This window comes from Lachnoclostridium sp. An76 (genome assembly GCF_002161355.1).
Classification (GTDB): Bacteria; Bacillota; Clostridia; order Lachnospirales; family Lachnospiraceae; genus Mediterraneibacter; species Mediterraneibacter caccavium.
Map to the genome: position 1 here is coordinate 295993 of NZ_NFHL01000001.1, position 19004 is coordinate 314996.

Annotated in this window: 15 protein-coding genes; 1 reads left to right on the forward strand and 14 read right to left on the reverse strand. The window is 52.1% G+C overall.

The genetic code is table 11. The annotated features are described in order from the left end of the window. Window positions 1–31 precede the first annotated feature (31 nt). Both B5G27_RS01440 and gpr read right to left on the reverse strand, forming a co-directional pair. A complete protein-coding gene (locus tag B5G27_RS01440) occupies window positions 32–1216 on the reverse strand; it encodes a stage II sporulation protein P (protein WP_087177201.1) in 1185 nt (394 codons plus the stop codon). Between the two features lie 76 nt (window positions 1217–1292). Then, complete coding sequence (gene gpr / locus B5G27_RS01445; RefSeq protein ID WP_087177202.1) at window positions 1293–2267, reverse strand: GPR endopeptidase; 975 nt, start codon at window positions 2265–2267, stop codon at window positions 1293–1295. A gap of 200 nt (window positions 2268–2467) precedes the next feature. On the opposite strand from gpr, the gene rpsT reads away from it, so the two are divergent. Then, window positions 2468–2731, forward strand: a complete 264-nt coding sequence (gene rpsT / locus B5G27_RS01450) for a 30S ribosomal protein S20 (protein WP_087177203.1) — start codon at window positions 2468–2470, stop codon at window positions 2729–2731. A gap of 121 nt (window positions 2732–2852) precedes the next feature. Here rpsT and B5G27_RS01455 read toward each other — a convergent pair whose 3' ends face one another. From B5G27_RS01455 to B5G27_RS01510, 12 genes are all read right to left on the reverse strand, one after another. After that, a complete protein-coding gene (locus B5G27_RS01455) occupies window positions 2853–3494 on the reverse strand; it encodes an orotate phosphoribosyltransferase (protein ID WP_087177204.1) in 642 nt (213 codons plus the stop codon). A gap of 93 nt (window positions 3495–3587) precedes the next feature. Next, a complete protein-coding gene (locus B5G27_RS01460; RefSeq protein ID WP_087177205.1) occupies window positions 3588–4955 on the reverse strand; it encodes an MATE family efflux transporter in 1368 nt (455 codons plus the stop codon). Between the two features lie 116 nt (window positions 4956–5071). After that, window positions 5072–6091 (reverse strand): ketol-acid reductoisomerase, encoded by a 1020-nt coding sequence (ilvC, locus tag B5G27_RS01465; RefSeq protein WP_087177206.1) that lies wholly within the window; start codon window positions 6089–6091, stop codon window positions 5072–5074. Between the two features lie 179 nt (window positions 6092–6270). Continuing rightward, window positions 6271–6768 (reverse strand): acetolactate synthase small subunit, encoded by a 498-nt coding sequence (gene ilvN, locus B5G27_RS01470; RefSeq protein ID WP_087177207.1) that lies wholly within the window; start codon window positions 6766–6768, stop codon window positions 6271–6273. A 127-nt stretch (window positions 6769–6895) separates the two neighbouring features. Continuing rightward, window positions 6896–8758 carry an ABC-F family ATP-binding cassette domain-containing protein gene (locus tag B5G27_RS01475; protein ID WP_087177208.1) on the reverse strand — a complete coding sequence of 621 codons (1863 nt, stop codon included), beginning with the start codon at window positions 8756–8758 and terminating at the stop codon, window positions 6896–6898. Window positions 8759–8906: 148 nt separating this feature from the next. Continuing rightward, window positions 8907–10148, reverse strand: coding sequence for a hypothetical protein (locus B5G27_RS01480; RefSeq protein WP_087177209.1), 1242 nt, complete (start codon window positions 10146–10148; stop codon window positions 8907–8909). After that, window positions 10145–11056, reverse strand: coding sequence for an ABC transporter ATP-binding protein (locus tag B5G27_RS01485; RefSeq protein WP_087177210.1), 912 nt, complete (start codon window positions 11054–11056; stop codon window positions 10145–10147). Before B5G27_RS01485 ends, B5G27_RS01480 begins: the two co-directional genes overlap by 4 nt. Further along, entirely contained in the window at window positions 11028–11804 is a 777-nt protein-coding gene (locus tag B5G27_RS01490) for a hypothetical protein (RefSeq protein ID WP_087177211.1), read from the reverse strand. The genes B5G27_RS01485 and B5G27_RS01490 overlap by 29 nt, the downstream gene beginning before the upstream one ends. Beyond that, the gene (locus B5G27_RS01495) at window positions 11789–12331 is read right to left on the reverse strand and encodes an RNA polymerase sigma factor (RefSeq protein ID WP_162611158.1); all 543 of its coding nucleotides are present in this window, start codon (window positions 12329–12331) and stop codon (window positions 11789–11791) included. The genes B5G27_RS01490 and B5G27_RS01495 overlap by 16 nt, the downstream gene beginning before the upstream one ends. 144 nt (window positions 12332–12475) lie before the next feature. Beyond that, window positions 12476–13879: a hypothetical protein gene (locus B5G27_RS01500; protein WP_087177213.1), complete on the reverse strand. Its 1404-nt coding sequence runs from the start codon at window positions 13877–13879 to the stop codon at window positions 12476–12478. Next, window positions 13876–15333 (reverse strand): toll/interleukin-1 receptor domain-containing protein, encoded by a 1458-nt coding sequence (locus tag B5G27_RS01505; protein WP_087177214.1) that lies wholly within the window; start codon window positions 15331–15333, stop codon window positions 13876–13878. The genes B5G27_RS01500 and B5G27_RS01505 overlap by 4 nt, the downstream gene beginning before the upstream one ends. Window positions 15334–15355: 22 nt before the next feature. Further along, on the reverse strand, window positions 15356–19003 hold the full coding sequence (locus B5G27_RS01510; RefSeq protein WP_162611160.1) for a TIR domain-containing protein: 3648 nt from the start codon (window positions 19001–19003) through the stop codon (window positions 15356–15358). Window position 19004 lies beyond the last annotated feature (1 nt).

The window sequence follows — 19004 nt, forward strand, 5'->3', positions numbered from 1 at the left end:
AGAGACAGCCCGGCCTCACAGCCGGACTGTGTCACTCCAGGATCACATGCGCCAGGGTATCTGCCAGCACCTCCATGGCGTTGCGCATCTCTGCCACTGTATTCGTCTGCGCCCCTGCTTCCACGAGAAGGGACTTGGGCAGCAGATGCAGATTGTACCGGTATGCCCTCAGATAGATATGCCGGACAAATCCCGGATACAGACTTTCCGAAGCGAGCTGCATCTGCAGGGAAAAAGCCAGGTTATCCTGTATGTATGGGTTATACAGATAATCAATGTCCCCGTTGGTGCGGGTCCGGCTCAGACCGTTGAAATACATGATCTTCGCCGTGGGTTTCCCATTGATCTCCGTCACCAGATGCGTCCCTTCCGCCACGCCGTCCCTGTGCAGGTCGATCGCCACCTCCAGAGTAGGATTTGCCTCTATGAGCGGGCGCACGGAAGCCTCGGCGTTTTCATACGCATTGCTCCTGTCCAGCTGTCCGTTGATGATGTCATACACCCCGGTGTCGTGGATCGTCTCAATCCCCTTTTCATTTAAGAGTTCTGTCAGATAATCCCCCATGCCCACGATACTGGTCGCAGGGTCCCCTGGTGTGGAATCCACGAATTCTTCCTGGGAATGTGTATGGAAGATGATCACCTTCGGTCCGCCTGTGGTATTGTCGATCTTCATGCTCCTGCTCAATAAGTCATCCGCGTTTAACTGCTCAGGACCGATCATGGTAGAACTGTCCACTGTATAGAAATTGCTGAGAAGATAGTCGAAATCCCTCAGCTTCTCGATGGACATGTCAACGGTCGGCGCAGCCGGCTGGGCAGCGGCTTCCGCCGGCTCCGGCTCTCCGACAAGATTTCCGTTTTCATCCACTGCGTTTTCGTCATTTGCCTGCGCGTCCAGTATCTTTGCCAGTGTTTCCTCATCCTCGATCGCAGGGCTGCTCACAGCATGATCCTCCGCATAACTCACAAGAGGGAGCCAGGCGAGGGCTTTTTCTCTGACCCACTCCCGGGCGCCCTTGTCCTGGGCCCGGTTCAGGAAGGCAAGCCCCGGCATGTACATCTCTTCGGCGCCCGCCAGGATCTGATTCTGGAAATCATACCGCCAGCTTCCCCTGCTCCCTCCCGCAGCGATCCACAGCGCGCACGCGGCCAGGAGCAGGATGGGCGCGGCTGCCTTTGTCTGCCCGGGTCTCTTTGTCCATATATCTTCCATATCTAAAAGGCATCCCTTTCCTGTCTTTACTTCTGCAATTTTATGCCCGGGCTCTTCCTGTTATGACTTATGACGCTTATGTGAAAAGCATATTGATCGCTTCGGAAAGAGTGTGGCTGATATGGTGGATCAGCTCGTCCACGTCCTTTGGAGTCATGAACATCCCGTTCAGATGGGGAGAGATCAGCTCCCTTACGAATTCCTGCTTTTCTCCCGCATTGCAGGCGCGGAGCTCTCGCCCCACTCCCTTCAGTGATTCCGAAGATTCCAGCGCCTGGATGAAATTTTCCATCGTGTCGTTTACGATCGTCGCCGCGTCCACAACTGTCGGGACGCCGATGCCGATCACCGGGACGCCCAGTGACTCTTCCGTCATGCCGATCCTGTGGTTCCCCACGCCTGAGCCCGGATGGATCCCTGTGTCCGCGATCTGTACCGTCCGGTTCAGTCTCCTGCTGCTGCGGGCCGCAAGGGCATCCACCGCGATGACGATATCCGGGTGGGTTTCATTAACAATGCCCCTGACGATCTCCGAACTCTCCATACCGGTCTGTCCCATCACCCCGGGTACAATAGCGCTGATCATATTTGCGTGTTCCATGCCCATGGCATATTTCCCGTATTCTTTCACGACATGGCGGTTCACGGCGAGATGGTCCGCCACATAAGGCCCCAGGGCGTCCGGGGTCACCTCCCGGTTCCCAAGCCCCACCACAAGGACAGAAAGGTCGTCTTCCCCTTTTCTTTCCTCACGGATATTTTTATCGATCAGCTCCCGGATCAGTCCGCACAGCTCGGACGCGATCTCCATATGCGTCTCATCGTCCGGGAGAGCAAGATCCGGCGTCTCCAGCGTCAGGTATGTCCCTGTCGGTTTCCCCATTGCTTTTGCGCCGTTCTCTGTCTCTATCTCCACACGGGTAAGCCTCATTTCCCTCTCCTCGTCATATTCTTCTTTTAATATGACCCCGGGGATCTCCACATGATCTGACTCGAACCTCTCTTTTTCCTCCAGGGCCAGATCCGTCCTCACACTGTAATTGCGCAGCATCTCTCATCCTCGCTTTCATGTATGGTATACGAATGTTACTGATAATAGCAGTTTTCTCAATATTTCTTAAAATATGTATTGACAACCCTTTCCTGTTAGCATAAAATAAGTGAGTATGTTTCAGCGGAGCGTCCGTGTCCGAATCTGCTGGGACACATGATCTACATTTGAATTTCATGTTATATTTGGAGGTGTACAGATTGGCTAACATTAAGTCTGCTAAAAAAAGAATTTTAGTAAACGAGACAAAGGCTGCAAGAAACAAAGCAATCAAGTCTAAAGTAAAAACAGCTGTAAAGAAAGTTGACGCTGCTATTGCTCAGAAGGACGCAGAGGCTGCTAAGACAGCGCTGCACGCAGCGATCGTTGAGATTTCCAAAGCAGGAAGCAAGGGTGTTTACCACAAAAAGACTGTTTCCAGAAAAATCTCCCGTCTGTCAAAAGCTGTTAACGGCATTGCTTAATTTGCTTCTTATTTGATAGAAAAGAGTAAAAAAAGAGACATCCGCACCGTCAGGCGGATGTCTCTTTTTTTGACCTTTTTAATTTCGCAATATAATTTGTGCAAGGGGTCTGACCCCTTTTTTACAATTTCGCATACCCAAAGCTGTTCACGATCCCGTCCAGCCTCACTCCCGCATCGCAGATAGGACACTGATGCGCGCTGTATACATGGTAATCCGGGAGATCTGAGCTGGTGAAGATCGTCTTTACTTCTACTCCCGCTACTTTTGAGATCGCGCTGAATACCGCGCAGATCCCGCACACCCTGCCTCTGTAATACAGGACGGATTCGATCGCCTGCATGGTCAGTGTGCCGGTCGCCATGGAATCCGTGAGGATGAGCACCTGTTTCCCTTCGATCATCCTCTGGCTGTTCTCCCGGAAAAGGATCTGTCCCGTGAAGTCGAACTCCGGGGTAACGACAGAGATATTGTTTCCCGCGCTCATGGACATATTGGAGCTGTCTGCGAGAGTCTCTGCCATAAATGCCCCGATCACTTCTGTGTTTTTCAGGCAGACGATCGTGTCCACCATTGTATTTGTCAGATACTCTTCCGCAAGAGTCCTGGCGGTCTCCCGCGCGTTGTTATGGCGGGTCTTGACGGTAGACATATCTATGTACGTGTTCACATGCGAATTCTTTGTCGCAAAATGCCCGCTCAGCATCTTGATACGTGCTTTCGGGTTTTTCGTTGACCTCAGGTCCACAAATCGTTCATCCATACTCTTCGCTCCCTTCTGTATTTGTATCCGTTCAGTTATCTCTGGAAATATTTTATCACATCAGGGAGCAGCATGCAGTATATTCTGAAATATTTATGTCCTGTTTTCTTTCAGCCCGGGCCATACGGTGATCAGCATGGTGACAAAACTTGCCGTGCCGCCCACTATATTTGAGACCGGTTCCGCGAGGAACACGCCGTTTGTCCCCAGCCCGCCGATCAGCGGCAGGAGCAGGGTCAGCGGCACTACGATGATGACTTTGCGGAACAGGGAGAAAAATACTGCCTGTTTCGGACGGTTCAGCGCCACATAAGTAGACTGACCGGCAAACTGCAGCGCCATCATGAAGATCCCGCAGAAATAGATCCGCATCGCCGGGATCCCCGCCTCGATCAGCTCTGTCTCCTGCGTAAACAGATGCAGGAAAAATCTGGGTTCGAAAAACAGCACCGCCCAGACCGCCAGAGAAAACACGATACAGCCGATGCTCATAAACTTGATCGCAGACTTCACTCTTCCATAACACCCTGCCCCGTAATTATACCCGATGACAGGCTGTGCCCCGGAAGTCAGGCCGGTGACAGGCATGGTAATGATCTCGCGTACGGAATTGATGACAGTCATGATCCCCACATACAGGTCGCCTCCATGTCGGGCGAGCACTGCGTTGCACACGATCTGGACGGTCCCGTTCGTCACAGACATGACGAAACCGGAGGTCCCCAGGAGCGTGATCTCTTTGACCAGTCCCGCTTCCAGCTTCATCGATTTCCCGCTCAGTTTGAGCAGCGCTTTCTTCCCTGTCAGGAAACGGAAGACCCAGAGGGCGGACGCCCCCTGCGAGAGGATCGTCGCTGCCGCTGCCCCTCTCACGCCCATTCCCAGGCCGAAGATGAAAACAGGATCCAGGATGATATTCATCACCGCGCCAAGCAGCACTGTCAACATGCCCGTCTTCCCAAATCCCTGGGCATTGATGAAATTATTCATGCCCAGGCTGGTCATGACAAACAGAGTGCCGCAGATATAGACTGTGATATACTGGTCCGCATACGGATAAGTTGCTTCACTGGCGCCGAAAAGGTACAGGAGCGGTTCTTTAAAGAGCAGACAGACTGCCATCAGGACCGCACCCGAGATCAGGAGCATGGTAAAAGAATTTCCCATCACCTTCTCCGCCCGCTTCTCCTCATGCCCGCCTCTTGCGATCGAACACAGAGGCGCCCCGCCCATGCCGAAGAAATTGGCAAAGGCTGTGATGATCGTGATGATGGGCAGGCACAGCCCGATCCCTGTCAGCGCCTGTGCGGACGCCTGCGGGAGATGCCCGATATAGATCCGGTCAACGATGCTGTACATCACATTGATCAGCTGCGCCAGTGTCATAGGCACGGCAAGATCCATGATATTCCGGGCAATGCTCCCCTTGCTGAAATCATTGGCATTTCCGCTGTCAGCCATTCCTCTGTTTCTCCCCTTTCCATAACAGATGAACAGATGCCCGCCCGGCAGGAACGCCGGCGGGCATCTGTTCGCACATATCCTCTGTCCCTTCCCGGGAGCAGTATCTTATTTCATTAGTTATTGATCAGTTTATCCTCATCGCTCCAGCTGTACAGCTTGCGGATCTCTTCTCCGATCTTCTCTGACGGATGCTCGGCAGCAAGCTTTCTCATCGCGCGGAAGTGAGCCTGTCCGCCTGCCTCTGACATGTCGAGCAGGAAGTCTTTTGCGAATGTACCATCCTGGATATCGGAAAGGATCTTCTTCATCGCTTTCTTTGTATCCTCTGTGATGATCTTCGGTCCTGTGATGTAATCGCCGTACTCTGCAGTGTTGGAGATGGAGTATCTCATTCCTGCAAATCCGGACTGATAGATCAGATCCACGATCAGCTTCATCTCGTGGATACACTCAAAGTAAGCGTTCCTCGGATCATATCCTGCCTCTACCAGAGTCTCGAAACCAGCCTGCATCAGAGCGCATACGCCGCCGCAGAGGACTGCCTGCTCACCGAAGAGGTCTGTCTCTGTCTCTGTGCGGAATGTTGTCTCAAGGATACCAGCCCTTGCTCCGCCGATGGCAAGACCGTATGCCAGAGCCTTGTCAAGCGCTTTTCCTGTGTAATCCTGCTCTACCGCTACCAGACACGGTGTTCCTTTTCCAGCCTGATACTCGCTTCTTACTGTATGTCCCGGAGCCTTCGGAGCGATCATCGTAACGTCAACATTTGCCGGCGGCACGATCTGTCCGAAATGAATGTTAAATCCGTGGGCAAACATAAGCATGTTGCCTTCTTCCAGGTTCGGCTCGATATCATTCTTATATAATGCAGCCTGTTTCTCGTCATTGATCAGGATCATGATGATGTCTGCCTGCTTTGCAGCCTCTGCCGCTGTATATACCTTAAATCCCTGTGCCTCAGCTTTTGCCCAGGATCTGCTTCCCTCATAGAGACCGATGATGACATTGCATCCTGATTCTTTTAAGTTCAGCGCATGCGCATGTCCCTGGCTGCCGTAGCCGATGATCGCGATGGTCTTTCCTTCCAGAAGGGAAAGGTTACAATCTTCCTGATAATAAATTTTTGCTGCCATTTTGCATTCCTCCTAAAATCATTAAACTCTGCCGGCTCTTCCGGCGATAGATCTGCCGGTCCCTCCGGCAGTGTATGTATAGTGAAAGGTTCTGCCCTCTTACTACCTGTCTTACAGGCCTTCCGGCTTCTCCTGGCTAAGTGCCTGCCGGACTGCTTCCCGGTATGTAGATCCGATGCTTAAAGGTAAGCCACATCGCTGCTTCCCCTGGAAAGCCCCGTGATCCCTGTCCTTGCGAGTTCCAGGATCTCATACCCTTTCAGGAGATTCAGAAACGCTTCCAGCTTGCTCTGTGTCCCGGTAAGCTCCACGATCAGGGAATCTTCCTCCACATCCACGATCTTCGCGCGGAAGATGTCCGCCACGGAGATGATCTCACCTCTCTGCGCGGCATTGGCGCGGAGCTTCACCATGATCAGCTCTCTGTACACGGATTCCCCGTCCTTCAGTACCTTGATATCTACCACATCCTCGAGCTTTCTGACCTGCTTCTCGATCTGGGACAGGATCAGCTCGTCCCCGGATGATACAACCGTGATCCTCGTAAATCTCGGATCTGCTGTCATACCGGCAGTGATGCTGTCGATGCTGTATCCGCGGCGGCTGAACAGCCCTGATATGCGGCTCAATACGCCGGGATTATTGTCTACGAGCAAAGAAAATACCTGCTTTCTCATCGTCTTCTCCCTTTCTCATCCAAAAAACAGAGTGCAATCTGTTTTGTCTTTAATAATATTATCAACTGTGTGTTTCTTTGTCAAGAAGTTATTCGCAATTTTGCAGCAGGAACTTTCCATCCCCCGGTCACCCCTGTTCCGCGATCTTCTCTGCCAGATCGTTCAGGTACACCCACCGCTCCATCTTTTCATCCAGTTCTCCCTGTGTCTTTTCCTGCTCTTCCAGCAGTTCCTTAAGCTTTACGGAATTGGTGGCGTTCGCCTCGATCTGCCGCCCGATCGTCTCAAGCTTTGCTTCGATCGCGGCAATGTCGTCGTCAATGGTCTCGTACTCCCTCTGCTCTTTATAAGAAAATTTCAGTTTCTGGGGCTGGTCCTGTTTCCAGCTCTTTCCGCTTTTTTTCGCAGTTTCCGATGTATCACCCGGCGCGCTCCCTTTCTGCGCCGGATCACCTTTCTGCCGGGATCTTCCCGCTGCGCCGGCGTCCCCCGTACCGTCAGCGGATACAGCGGATGCCATTTTTCGTGTCTTTGCTTCCAGATAGTCCGTATATCCGCCCTCGTACTGGGTCACATGCCCTTCCCCGTCCAGTTCCAGGATCCGGTCCGCGATATTGTCCAGGAAATAGCGGTCATGGGAGACGGCGATCACGATCCCGGAGAAGGAGTTCAGATAATCTTCCAGGATCGTCAGTGTCGGGATGTCCAGATTGTTTCCCGGCTCATCCAGCAGGAGTACATTGGCATTCTCCGCCAGGACGCCCAGGAGATAAAGGCGCCGCTTCTCCCCGCCCGAGAGCTTGCCGATGGGAGCGTACTGCATATCCGGCGTGAACAGGAAGCGCTCCAGCAGGGAGGAGGCGCTGATCTTCCCGTCTGTGGTCGTGATATATTCTGCGATGTCCTTTACATAATCAATGACCCGCTGGCCGTCGTCCATATGCTGCTCTTCCTGCGCGAAATATCCGATCCGGACCGTCTCCCCGATCTCGATCTTCCCGGAATCCGGCTCCTCCAGCCCGGCGATCAGCTTCATGACCGTGGACTTCCCGCACCCGTTCGGTCCGATGATCCCAAGCCTCTGGTTTTTCAGCACGATATAACTGTAATCCTCCAGGATCTTCTTGTCCCCATAGCGCTTGCTCACATGATGGAGCTCGATGGTCTTCTTCCCCATCCGGGTCTCCACAGAGCCCAGCTCCACGGTCTGGTCCTGTGCGGGCGCTTTTCCGTTTTTCAGCGCTTCCAGCCGCTCCAGCCTTGCCCTCTGCTTCGTGGATCTGGCTCGGCACCCGCGCTTCGCCCACTCCAGCTCCATCCTCAGGATACTCTGGCGCTTCCGCTCAGAGGCAAGCTCCATCTCTTCCCTTGCCGCTTTCAGCTCGAGGAACCCGGAATAATCCGCGTCATACCCGTACATCTTCCCGCGGCTGATCTCCAGGATCCGGTTCGTCACGCGGTCCAGGAAATACCGGTCATGGGTCACCATGAGGATGGTCCCCCTGTATCCCCGCAGATACTCCTCCAGCCAGGTGATCATCTCCCCGTCCAGATGGTTCGTGGGCTCATCCAGGAGAAGCACGTCAAAATCCCCGGCAAGAGTCTTTGCCAGGACCACCTTTCGCTTCTGTCCGCCGGAGAGATGTGCGATCTCCTGGTCCAGGTCCGTGATCCCAAGCTCCGTCAGATTGCTCTCCACCTGCCAGTCCTCCCCATTTCTTTCAGACAAGGCATAGGAGCGGATATCCTCACCTTCCGGAAATACAGGATTCTGCGGGATATAGGCAATCTTAAGCCCGTTCTGCCTGATGATCTGACCCTCATCGGGCGTCTCCTCCCCTGCTATCATCCTGAGCAGGGTAGATTTTCCCGTACCGTTGATCCCTACGATGCCGATCTTATCCCCCTGCTGGATGCCGAAAGAGGCGTCTTCGTATATAGTCTTTTCGCCGTAGATCTTGCTGATATGTTCGATATTGATGATATTCATAAAATAAAACTCCTTACAAACCCTTCTGTGGCCTCGTACCGTTCCACAAAGATATTTTGAAGAGTTTATAAGGAGTTGTCAAGAACATTTCAGCCATCCGCCTGATGCCTGTTTCCTTAACTGCCTGCTCTTACGCCCGCTGTCCGCCCTACTTATTCACCTGGTGCCTGCGGAAGAAGCCGTACGCCAGTCCGGACAGCAGCACCGCGCACACTCCGTTGACGATCATTGCGGCAGCAGGCCATGTCACAGTCAGCCCTCCGATCCTGTAAACCATGTACGACCAGAACCCGAAGTCCGCGATCTTCTCCGGCAAAAGCCCGAGCAGATGCTTCCACACATAGCCGCCTTCGTTCAGCGACAGGAAAAGCGGCACGCACAGGAACAGGACGGAAGTGATCACCACGCCGTACGGATTTTTCATAAGGGATGACAGGAGCAGGACCACGCCGGCAAGTCCCAGTGTCAGTACATACCCCATGGCAAGGACCAGCCCGCACGCCTGGATGGAGGTCAGATCATAGCTGATCGAAACATTCTCCCCGAGCGCCTGGACCGGAAGGTTCCATCCGTCCGTGCCAAGCACCGCCAGATAGATCCCCGTGAACAGCCCCATGCAACCCCAGTACACGACTGTGGTAAAGAGGAAGGAAGACGTAAGCTTCGCCAGGATCAGCCTGCTCTTCCCGTATCTCATGCTCAGCAGCAGGGAATCACATTTTGACTGATACTCGCCTGCAAATACAGGCGCTGTCCCGATACAGACCACAAGCATGACCAGTATGGTCAGGGACGCACTGTTGATGATCTCCCACCATGCCCGGTTATATACGTATGACATTTCCCCCACAGCGTCATCCTTCGTATCCCACCAGTCCGCCTCTTCCTCTGTGATCTCGCCCAGGCTTACCGCATTCTCCAGGTTTTCCCACACACGCTCTTTTCTCGCCTCGCTGAAATCTTTCCCCCGGCTCTGCAGGAACACGTCTCTCATGGGATCATTCCTTTGTTCCGGATAAGCGCGGTACGCTCCATCGATCAGATGCAGGACCGGCAGATTGGGAAGATACCATTTCACATACATCTCTTCTGATAAGTACGCAAGATCCCTGTCGTCCGAAGCAGTCGCCGGATCCTCTGTATATGCCAGGTATTCGTCCACGACCGCGTCCACGGTCTCCTGATCCAGCGTCACTTCCTTCCGGTTTTCCTTCTGGACCTGCACTGCCTCCAGGCCGGTCACTTTCTGTCCGTCTGCATCTGTCTCAAAGATCAGGCGGATATTTGAGAATACGCTGAACGCCAGGAACAGGGCGCACCCGAGCACCGCGAACTGTGTCAGCCGGCTGCCCCAGATCCGTTTCCACTCATACCATATCATTCTCTTCATGATCGTCCCCTCCTTTTCTTCCCGCTGCTCTGTTCCAGCATTCCCAGCTCATCGGAAAAGCATTTCAGATAAAGATCCTCCAGAGTCGGCTCCGCCTGCTCCGCATCCGCGCAGGGCCGTTCCGGGCTGATCACTCTCGCCTCCACCAGCTCTCCCAGATTTCTGGAATTTACGACTGTATGGCTGTTTTCAAAGGCAGCCCATTCCCGGACAGGTACCTGGCAGGACCAGACCATGCCCTCTGCCTCAGCGGTCAGTTCTTCTGTCGTCCCCTGGAGGATGAAGCGCCCTTTCTTCATGAGGATCACTTGGTCGGAGATATACTCGATATCGGAGACGATATGCGTGGAGATAATGATGATCTTATCCTGCGCCATCTCTGCGATCACATTTCGGAAATACGCCCGTTCCTTCGGGTCAAGCCCCGCGGTTGGCTCGTCCATGATCAGGATCTTCGGGTCATTTAACAGTGCCTGGGCGATCCCGAGCCTGCGCTTCATCCCGCCCGAAAAGGTGCGGATCTTCCGCTTCATGTCCCCTTCCAGGCTGACAAGTTTCATCAGTTCCCTTGTCCTTCTCCTTGCATACCGCGGATCCAGCCCTTTGACCGAAGCGATATAGAGCATAAAGTCCTCCGCCGTAAACCCGGGCGTGTAGCCGAACTCCTGGGGCAGGTATCCCAGCAGGTCCCGGAACTGTTCTCCCATCTCTGTTACATTTTTACCATTGAGCTTTACCTCCCCGGACGTGGGGGCCACGATCCCGCAGATCATCTGCATCAGCGTCGTCTTCCCCGCTCCGTTCGCGCCGAGGAATCCATAGATCCCCTCGGTCAGTTCTGCGTTTACATTCTCCACTGCGATCCGGTTTTTAAATTGCTTAGACAATCGTTCCAATGTTAATCTCATCCACATTTCCTCCCATATATTTTATCAGTTTTGCTGTCTGCCAGACTGCCACCGCCATAGCCGCGGCCCCTGCGAGAAGCCAGGCGGACGCTGTCTCTGCGTCATAAATCTGCCATCCCATGGACTGCGAAGCCAGAAGTCCACCGGCAAGCAGCACCGCCCATGCCGCGCAGCAAAACAGCGTGCTCTCTTCCCTGACCTTCTGGAAGATCACCATGCATCCCGTGCACATCAGAAGATAAGGGACCGTACTGTACAGGAGCACCTGCCATGCCGCCGCTGTGCCGCAGGCGGTCATCACTGCTGACACAGCGCCGATCACGATCGCATCGATCACTCCGAACAGAGTCAGGCGCGCCAGGAACGCATGCCGGAGCGAATATTTTGCCGTCATCTGGATCTCTATGATACCCGGCTGGAAAAAGCCGCCAAGATCATTTGCATTGATCAGGCACAGGAGCGGCCCGGCAAGGGAAACCACTGTCCAGAACCAGATTTCCGATCCGGTGATACTCCCCGGCAGCCATACAGCCATGAGCAGGGCCAGCCCTGCTTTCAGCAGCCATGTATGGGGACGGACGAATCGGCACTGGTCAAAAAAGAACTGCCCCATTGTCATCCTCTCATCGCCTGTGCGGCTGATCCATGCCGTCAGCTCCCGCGCTCTGTATATCGTCTCCTCCAGCGCTTTTTCACTGTGACCGGGGACCGTATATTGATCCAGTTTTTGCTTCAGTTTTCTGTCCATTCTGTTCCGCCTCCTTTTTCAAGCCTGCGCCGCAGCTCTTTTTCCGCCGCCTTCAGCCGGTAGCGCACCGTGGACGCCGGCATGCGCATCACAGCTGCAATATCTCTGATCTTCAGTTCCTGATAATACCGCAGGATCACGATCTCCCTGTCCGGGGACTCTAAAGCGGCAAGCGCTTCCCTCACCCCGACCCGCTCCGCGGCATGCTCCACAGCCATGTCCGGCTTCGGATCCCGCTCTGCACGAAGCTCCTGCTCAACGGGAATTTCCTTCTGATTCCTGTAATGATCCCGGATCACATTTCCGGCGACCACATACAGATAGTTTTTGATTTTCCCGTATTCCCGGTAGCGCTCCACATTCCTTAGGAATCTGAGGAATGTCTCCTGGGTGAGATCCTCGGCAGTCTCCCTGTGCCCCAGGTGCCGGAAGCAGTACGCGTAGATATCCGCGTAATTCTCCCGGATCAGCCTGTCCGTATATTCTTCGTCATAAATGATCCGGTCTGGTGATCTGTAGTGAAACACGTGCAATTCCTTTCTGTAAAACAGGGTAATAAAATTGGTCTGAAAGCTTTCTGTAAAGTATAACGGATGAAACGGAGAAAAAAACAAAGCCGAACGGCTAAATTACTGTTTTAAGTCAATAATTAAGCCGCTCGGCTAAGAAGGTCAGGAATGATTGTCTTCTGTCAGTTCCCTCCCCTTTTTTATCAAATCTTCCAATGTATATGCCGGATAAACGCGGATCTGATCACTTTCCATATCAGACTTTATGATCTTTTTTGTATCGGGCAGATAGGTTCTCATCCCAGGAATCGCTGCTGTCTGGGTCCATTCCTCCATGGATATTCTTACTCCCTGTGTTTCGCCTGTAAGATCCCACAAATACATGGTTTGTCCTCCACTCTCTTCAAGCACGGCAAATTCCGACTCCCCGCCTGCTCCCTGCAGACGGATACTGCCTTCCTTTTCCCCATTTTCTGTATTATATATTGAAACAGTATAGGTATTATCCCACATTAGTATATAACGGTCATCTACGGCAAACCGGATCTCACTGACCATCTCCGCAGGGATATCTGACTCAATCTCCTGCTCTGTTTTTCCACTCTCCGTATTATAAATCCTCAGGCAACCATCAGGTTCCAGCGAAGCGATCCACGACCTGACTTCACCAACACATACAGCAGGACTCATCTCCTCTCTGCAATGGCTTTCAATAAAGCGCCATTCTTCCTTCTCCAGAGAAAAAACCGCATATCCGGTTAATTCCTTTCCGCCTATACTTTCGTACAAAGTTACAACAGCACAGCCATTTGCGCCAATATGAAGACTTACGTTTTTGGGGTCATCCCGATCAATCCCATAAATACTCCCTTCATAAGGGAGAGCCGTACTTTTTTTCTTTTCTCCATCTACCCACCATGACAGAACATAGGTATAATCCTCGTCCAAGTCAATGTCTGCTGAGAACACAGGGCTGCCCGCCGCTTTCGGAGCCGTACACATATGGAGACCGCCATGCTCATCCAGATCTTCGTATCTGTAAAATCGGTCATTTCCTATGTCATAGACCGACTCACTGAAGATCAGTTTCTGCTCATCAGCAGAAAAACCAAAAAACTCCATTCCTCTGATATCATTATATTCTTCCGGCACCTCTGCCGATGATCTTGGAACAAGTGTGGAAGCATCCAAAAACCACAGCACATCACCATACAGATCCGCCGCAAGGATAATATCTCCTGAGGGGAACGGATACATCCGGTCCCAGCAATGGATATAATCAGAAGATCTTTCTTCATTTTCATCCGTCATCGGATCCATATAATTCTTATCCCCTGTTTTTCTCAATATAACCACATTGCTTCTGTCATCATCCGGGATCCCGAATACAAATTCTCCTTCCAGACCTCCGCATGACAAAGCATAGTTCAGGTTGATACCGCTTGTCCAGGAATCTCCATACCCATACTCAAATTCAAGTAAACCGATGCTAAGAGTACCGCAGCTTCCATTTTCCATAACCACCCGGAAATCCAATTCTCTTCCGTCTTTCCAGTATGCGCTCAACACAGGGACCGGCAGATTGTGTACGAGCTTAGCTTCTCCCGTATGAAAATTAAAATAAACTGCGCAGGTATCATAAAAACAGACAGCTGCATGTTCTCCCATAAGATATAACGGCGACAAAAGCGCCCATCCGGAGAAAAACAAACGTCGGAGAGAGAAGTCCCTTCATCAGTCAGCTCCATATTCTCTGTCTGTGCCAGAATACTGCCAGTGGAAGAAGAATAGAAACTGATCTTTTCATCTTCTTCCACTTCCCCGTCTGCTTTATACTGTTCATACACAGCTATCATTTCCCCGTCTGCCGAGACTGCTTTTTCAGCGGAGGAAATCTGTTCATAGTCAATACGCTGCTTCTCTGCTCCCGTCTTTGTATCAAGAAGAACCATTTCCGAAAAGCTGTCACAAAAAACCTTGCTGCCGTTTTCAGGAAGAAAGAGCACTCCCTGTTTTCCTTCCACATCCTCCAGCATATGCTCCCATAAGCAGCCGCCGTTTTTTCCATTGTATCCTCTCACGAATCCGAATTCATCAACAGTGACAGCCAGACTGCCGTCTGAAGACACGACCATATCGGTAATCGGTGTATCCTGATGGATCATGCAGTCCACGCGCATTGCGCTGTCACAGTATGCATAGAGGGCATTGCTCAGGGCATACTCAGCCCCAGCAGACGGCGGACGACTATCATCTTTCCCCTGCGGCAGTGCTGCCAGTGCGCTTTCCACCGCAGAATATCGATCCCCGTCCGCAAGGTACTGCTCACTTAGCAGAGCAAGCGCATAGGACTCATTTTCCTGTGAACGCCGGTACTGTTCCTCTATGTCCGCATTCTTTTTCACAAGCATTCCTGCAAATGCAGCAGCGATCACTGCGGTTCCGCCCAGCACAACTGATATTCTCTGCTGACGGTATCTTCTCTCGCGCTGCCACAGAGCATCATATGGACATCTCAGTATTGCTGCTGCAAGACGGATAAATTCATTTTGTAATTTTCGCAGGACAGCCGCCGCATTATCCCCTGAAATATTTGCCGCAAGCGGCTCCACCTCCCGCACTGATCCATCATCCGGATTGCGCTGGTGTGTCAGCAGATCTGGAAAAGACTCTTCCGGCGTCCCATCCGCAAGTACGGCAAGAATATGGCTTCCGTCATGATGCTCCCGGAAATACTCGATCTCTCTTCTTACCCACATGGACTTTGGCGTCTCCGGTGTACAGATTACGATCAAAAAATCAGATCTGTCCAGGGCGGTATAAATATCGGAATTAAGATCACTGGAAATAGGCAGTTCATCCTCATCACGGAACACTTTTCCAAGCCTCTTCTCTCCATTTTTCCGTAACCGCACCGGTACGCGGTAATGTTCCAGCAGCCGATGCAGTCTTTTCGCAACCGCAGCGTCAAGTTTCTTATGCCTGTAGCTGATAAATGCAATATAACGGTCCTCTGTCATGATCCTTTCTCTCTCCTGTCATTCAGCCATCCGTTCTCACAGTCATTTTCCCGGAAAATCCTGTGTCTGCCGGCAGATTGAGCCTGATTACCACTCCGTCCCGCATGACTTCGATCCATCTGTCCTGCTCCTGATCCAACAGTCTGGAAAAATGGTTTTCTCCTGCGATCCGTTTTCCCCTCACTCCAATGATCAGGTCTTTGACCTGAAGTCCGGCTGCCTGTGCCTCTGTTGTCACCGCAGTAACTTCAATCCCGCAGTCCGCAGAAATATTCTCAAGGAATTCATTCAATACAGTTTCATCAATCTGCTCCCGCCAGGAAAGCGCGCCCGCAGAAGTCATCCAGCCAGTAACTGTGCTTTCGATCACATTCTCCTGCGCGCCAATCTCTATTAATTCTGCAATTGTTTCATCTGCCTTTGCAGCCGCATTTTCCGCATCTCCAGAAAGCAGAGACTGAGTGATCTCTGCCCAGGCGGTCACTGTACTCATATAGGGAAATTGTCCCGCTAAAAGAAGATCATCCATATACTCCGAGGTTCCGCTCTCGAAAAGATCCGCCGTAACAAGCATCTCCAACGCCGAACAGTATTCCATCAGTTCATCCGAAGCCTCCAGATTATAGGGATCATCAACGATCCTTTCAACCACACTGAAATCCACATCATCCAGAGAGGCAGAACCCAGACTTCGGTACGCCTTTACAAGTGCTTCATCCGCCAGTAAAGTCTGGTCAAAAGTATCAAGGAAATTTGTATTCAGCTCAGTATAGATAGGCTCCCCCTCTTCTGCTTCCAGCAGGCATTGCTCTAAAAGGGTGATATATGCCTCCAGGCAGGGCATCAGCCTCTCTTCCATCGCTCCCATCGCTGCAATCCGGCAGTCTCTGTAAAAGTAATCCATCTCGATTACAGTAAAATCCTGCGTACCGTCCAGCATTTCCTGCCAGAGGCTGTCACACCTTGAAAACCATTCTTCTGTGCCATAATCCTCTGCTTCATGAAGTTCCGCAGCTCGCTCTGTAAATGTACCGCTTTCGGCGCCTGCTTCCTGATCATCATCTGGATCCTGCTCTTCCTGGATTTCCCGTACTGTCCATCCGGCAAAGTTCTCATCCCAGCTTCCCATAGTAAATCCGGAAGGTCCCGGATCTTTGCAGATGATCACGTTTTCTCTCTCCAGGTCTAAACAGCACAGTTCTCTGAGGAACTGCATCGCTGTTTCATCTGCCGCTGGCATCCGGATCTGCCGTGAGGCCTGTATATCCCCGCAGCTCCACAGAAGCGCTCCGTTCTCATCAAATGCTAACGTATCAATAACATCCTGTTCTTCAAAAGAAGCTGTCAGGATCCCATTCTCCAGATCATAAAGCTCTATGCTCCCCTTTTCTGAAAATGCGCCCTGTCCTGCTTCCTCCAAGATCGTGGTGACAGCCACAGCGAGATATGTCCCTTCTCTATCCGAACAGATCAGTTCTGTTTTCCCCGTATGTTCGGGGAGGATCTCCCAAACCGGAACGTCTGTACCGTCATAAACAAGCAAGTTTCCTTCCCCTGTCCCGATTACCGTAAGCCCCGGCTCAAACCAAAAGGATGCCGCCGGAATCCCGCGGATATCAAGCTCCTCCGGCATTCCAAGCGTTCCTTCGCCCGTATCCACAGCCGCACAGACAAGGAAGGGCTGATAACGGTTATACACATATACCTGTTTTTGCTGAGGAGACCATACCATTTCTCCTGCCACCGGGTCAGCGATCTCAACGGTATCTGCTGTCTCTCCGTCCTCGTCCAGAAGACAGAGGCTGCCATACTCAAGCACCAGAGACATTCCGTTCTCCATAATGACAGGACTGCTCACATTTCCTTCTGTTCCCATATTGTCCTGACGCGCAGAGCCGTTTCCTGTATACGCAGAGTCCAGAGACGCGTACTGATATTCAGACACAGTTCCCGCTCCGTTATCTATGAGAATTCTTTCCCCTTCGGAAAACGCCGCAGACGCGACAGAAGAGACACATATCGGAGCAGCTTCCTGCTTCCCGTTCTCCCAGTTCCAATACCGGACATTCTCCCTGTCCCACACGATGACCCGAGAGCTGTCCTCAGGATGGAATACGGCTCCCCGAATTGCTTCTCCAGAACGTTCCTTCGAAGCAAACACACAGTTTCCTTCCATATCATAAACCTGAAAATAGCTCCCCGGATTTCTGTAATCCAAAGCATACATATTACTGTAAGCCAACAGAAAAAACCGATTATCCAGGCTTACCGCAGCATCAGACAATCCATAAAAAAGCTGCCGGACAGATGCCCGCAGAGTAAGATCTTCTGTTTCATAAACTGCCGCGTGTGCGCCCGTACTCGCTATTAGTACAGAGCCATCTTCAGAAAGCCATATCCTGGTTGAAAGAGAAATAGATCCTTTCCCCGCATCTTCCGGAAAGACATCTGCCAGATCCGCCCTGGCTGTCTCCAGTGCTTCTCCCTCCTCTGTGAGTTCATAGATATGTATAAGACCTCCATATGCCACAGCTGCCCGATTTCCCGCATACATGACAGCTGATACGTCATAAATCTCAAGGTCATATTCATCCGGTTCACATCCCCGGCTATATTCTGAAGGCTTTTCCGTCCGATAAGATTTTCCGGACGCAGAATCATAAAAGGTAAGAGTATCCCCCGACAAAAATGTCTGAAAAACGCCGCCATGCTCAGACAGTAATGTCCCACGGCCGGGATCAGGATCTTCCCGGGAAATTATCTGGTCTTCCCGGAGTGTTCCATCTACTTCCCCTGACTTTACCGGCCAAAGATACTCCTGCAGAAGGAGCGCCGCCCCGGCAGACGCGGAATCTGCTCCCGGATCTGCCGACAGCGCTTCCGTATAGTAGAGCAGCGCATGCTGGATATCACCTTCCAGCGCATATTCACCGGCCTCACGGATATATTCCCCGGCGAGCATCTCCCGGTAATTCCCCTCTGACACCCACGTCCTATATGCAAAGACAGATACGATCATAAGAACTGACAGGATAATCGCCGCGCTTCCTCCCGCCGCTGCCATTATCCTGCGCCGCCGCCTTTTCTGATGCCGCTGATAGAGTCCGTCAAAACTGCAGCCGAGAAGAGGCGCGGCAATCCTTAAAAATTCCATACGGAGCTTTTTCAGGCTCTCCTTCCTGCTTTTTGCCCGCACATCTGCACTCAGAGGCTCTATCCTCACCCATTCTTCCTGCGTAAGGGTCTCGGCGGACACTTCTGTCCGCTTCCGCTCCCAGAGCAGTTCCACCGGAAATACTTCTGAAGGTTCCCCCGAGACAAGCAGCGGGAGAATATGATCCGTGTGCCCGTGGTGAGCCTCTTTGAACATACGGATCTCCTCCATACACCACAGAGAATTTTTCGTCTCTTCCGAACAGACTACGATCAGGTAGCGGGAATCCAGAAGCGCCTGCCGTATGTCACTTCCCAGATCTCCGCTTGTCGGCAGTTCACTCTGATCCCGGAACACTCTTTTTATCCTGTTTCTCTTCAGGCCGGTCAGGTTCTTCGGCGGACGGTATGTCTCCAGAAGTGACTGCAGTTTTACCGCCACTGCCATATCAAGGGGCAGATGGCGGTAAGATATAAATGCATCGTATCTGTATTCTCTTTCTGTCCTCTCATCCATA

What these genes read in the sequence shown, in the direction of transcription:
- ilvN (WP_087177207.1), bottom strand. Translation starts at nt 6,768, where the DNA reads ATGAGAAAGCAGGTATTTTCTTTGCTCGTAGACAATAATCCCGGCGTA.
- B5G27_RS01490 (WP_087177211.1), bottom strand. Translation starts at nt 11,804, where the DNA reads ATGGACAGAAAACTGAAGCAAAAACTGGATCAATATACGGTCCCCGGT.
- B5G27_RS01480 (WP_087177209.1), bottom strand. Translation starts at nt 10,148, where the DNA reads ATGAAGAGAATGATATGGTATGAGTGGAAACGGATCTGGGGCAGCCGG.
- B5G27_RS01460 (WP_087177205.1), bottom strand. Translation starts at nt 4,955, where the DNA reads ATGGCTGACAGCGGAAATGCCAATGATTTCAGCAAGGGGAGCATTGCC.
- B5G27_RS01475 (WP_087177208.1), bottom strand. Translation starts at nt 8,758, where the DNA reads ATGAATATCATCAATATCGAACATATCAGCAAGATCTACGGCGAAAAG.
- ilvC (WP_087177206.1), bottom strand. Translation starts at nt 6,091, where the DNA reads ATGGCAGCAAAAATTTATTATCAGGAAGATTGTAACCTTTCCCTTCTG.
- B5G27_RS01505 (WP_087177214.1), bottom strand. Translation starts at nt 15,333, where the DNA reads ATGACAGAGGACCGTTATATTGCATTTATCAGCTACAGGCATAAGAAA.
- B5G27_RS01510 (WP_162611160.1), bottom strand. Translation starts at nt 19,003, where the DNA reads ATGGATGAGAGGACAGAAAGAGAATACAGATACGATGCATTTATATCT.
- B5G27_RS01440 (WP_087177201.1), bottom strand. Translation starts at nt 1,216, where the DNA reads ATGGAAGATATATGGACAAAGAGACCCGGGCAGACAAAGGCAGCCGCG.
- B5G27_RS01455 (WP_087177204.1), bottom strand. Translation starts at nt 3,494, where the DNA reads ATGGATGAACGATTTGTGGACCTGAGGTCAACGAAAAACCCGAAAGCA.
- B5G27_RS01485 (WP_087177210.1), bottom strand. Translation starts at nt 11,056, where the DNA reads ATGAGATTAACATTGGAACGATTGTCTAAGCAATTTAAAAACCGGATC.
- gpr (WP_087177202.1), bottom strand. Translation starts at nt 2,267, where the DNA reads ATGCTGCGCAATTACAGTGTGAGGACGGATCTGGCCCTGGAGGAAAAA.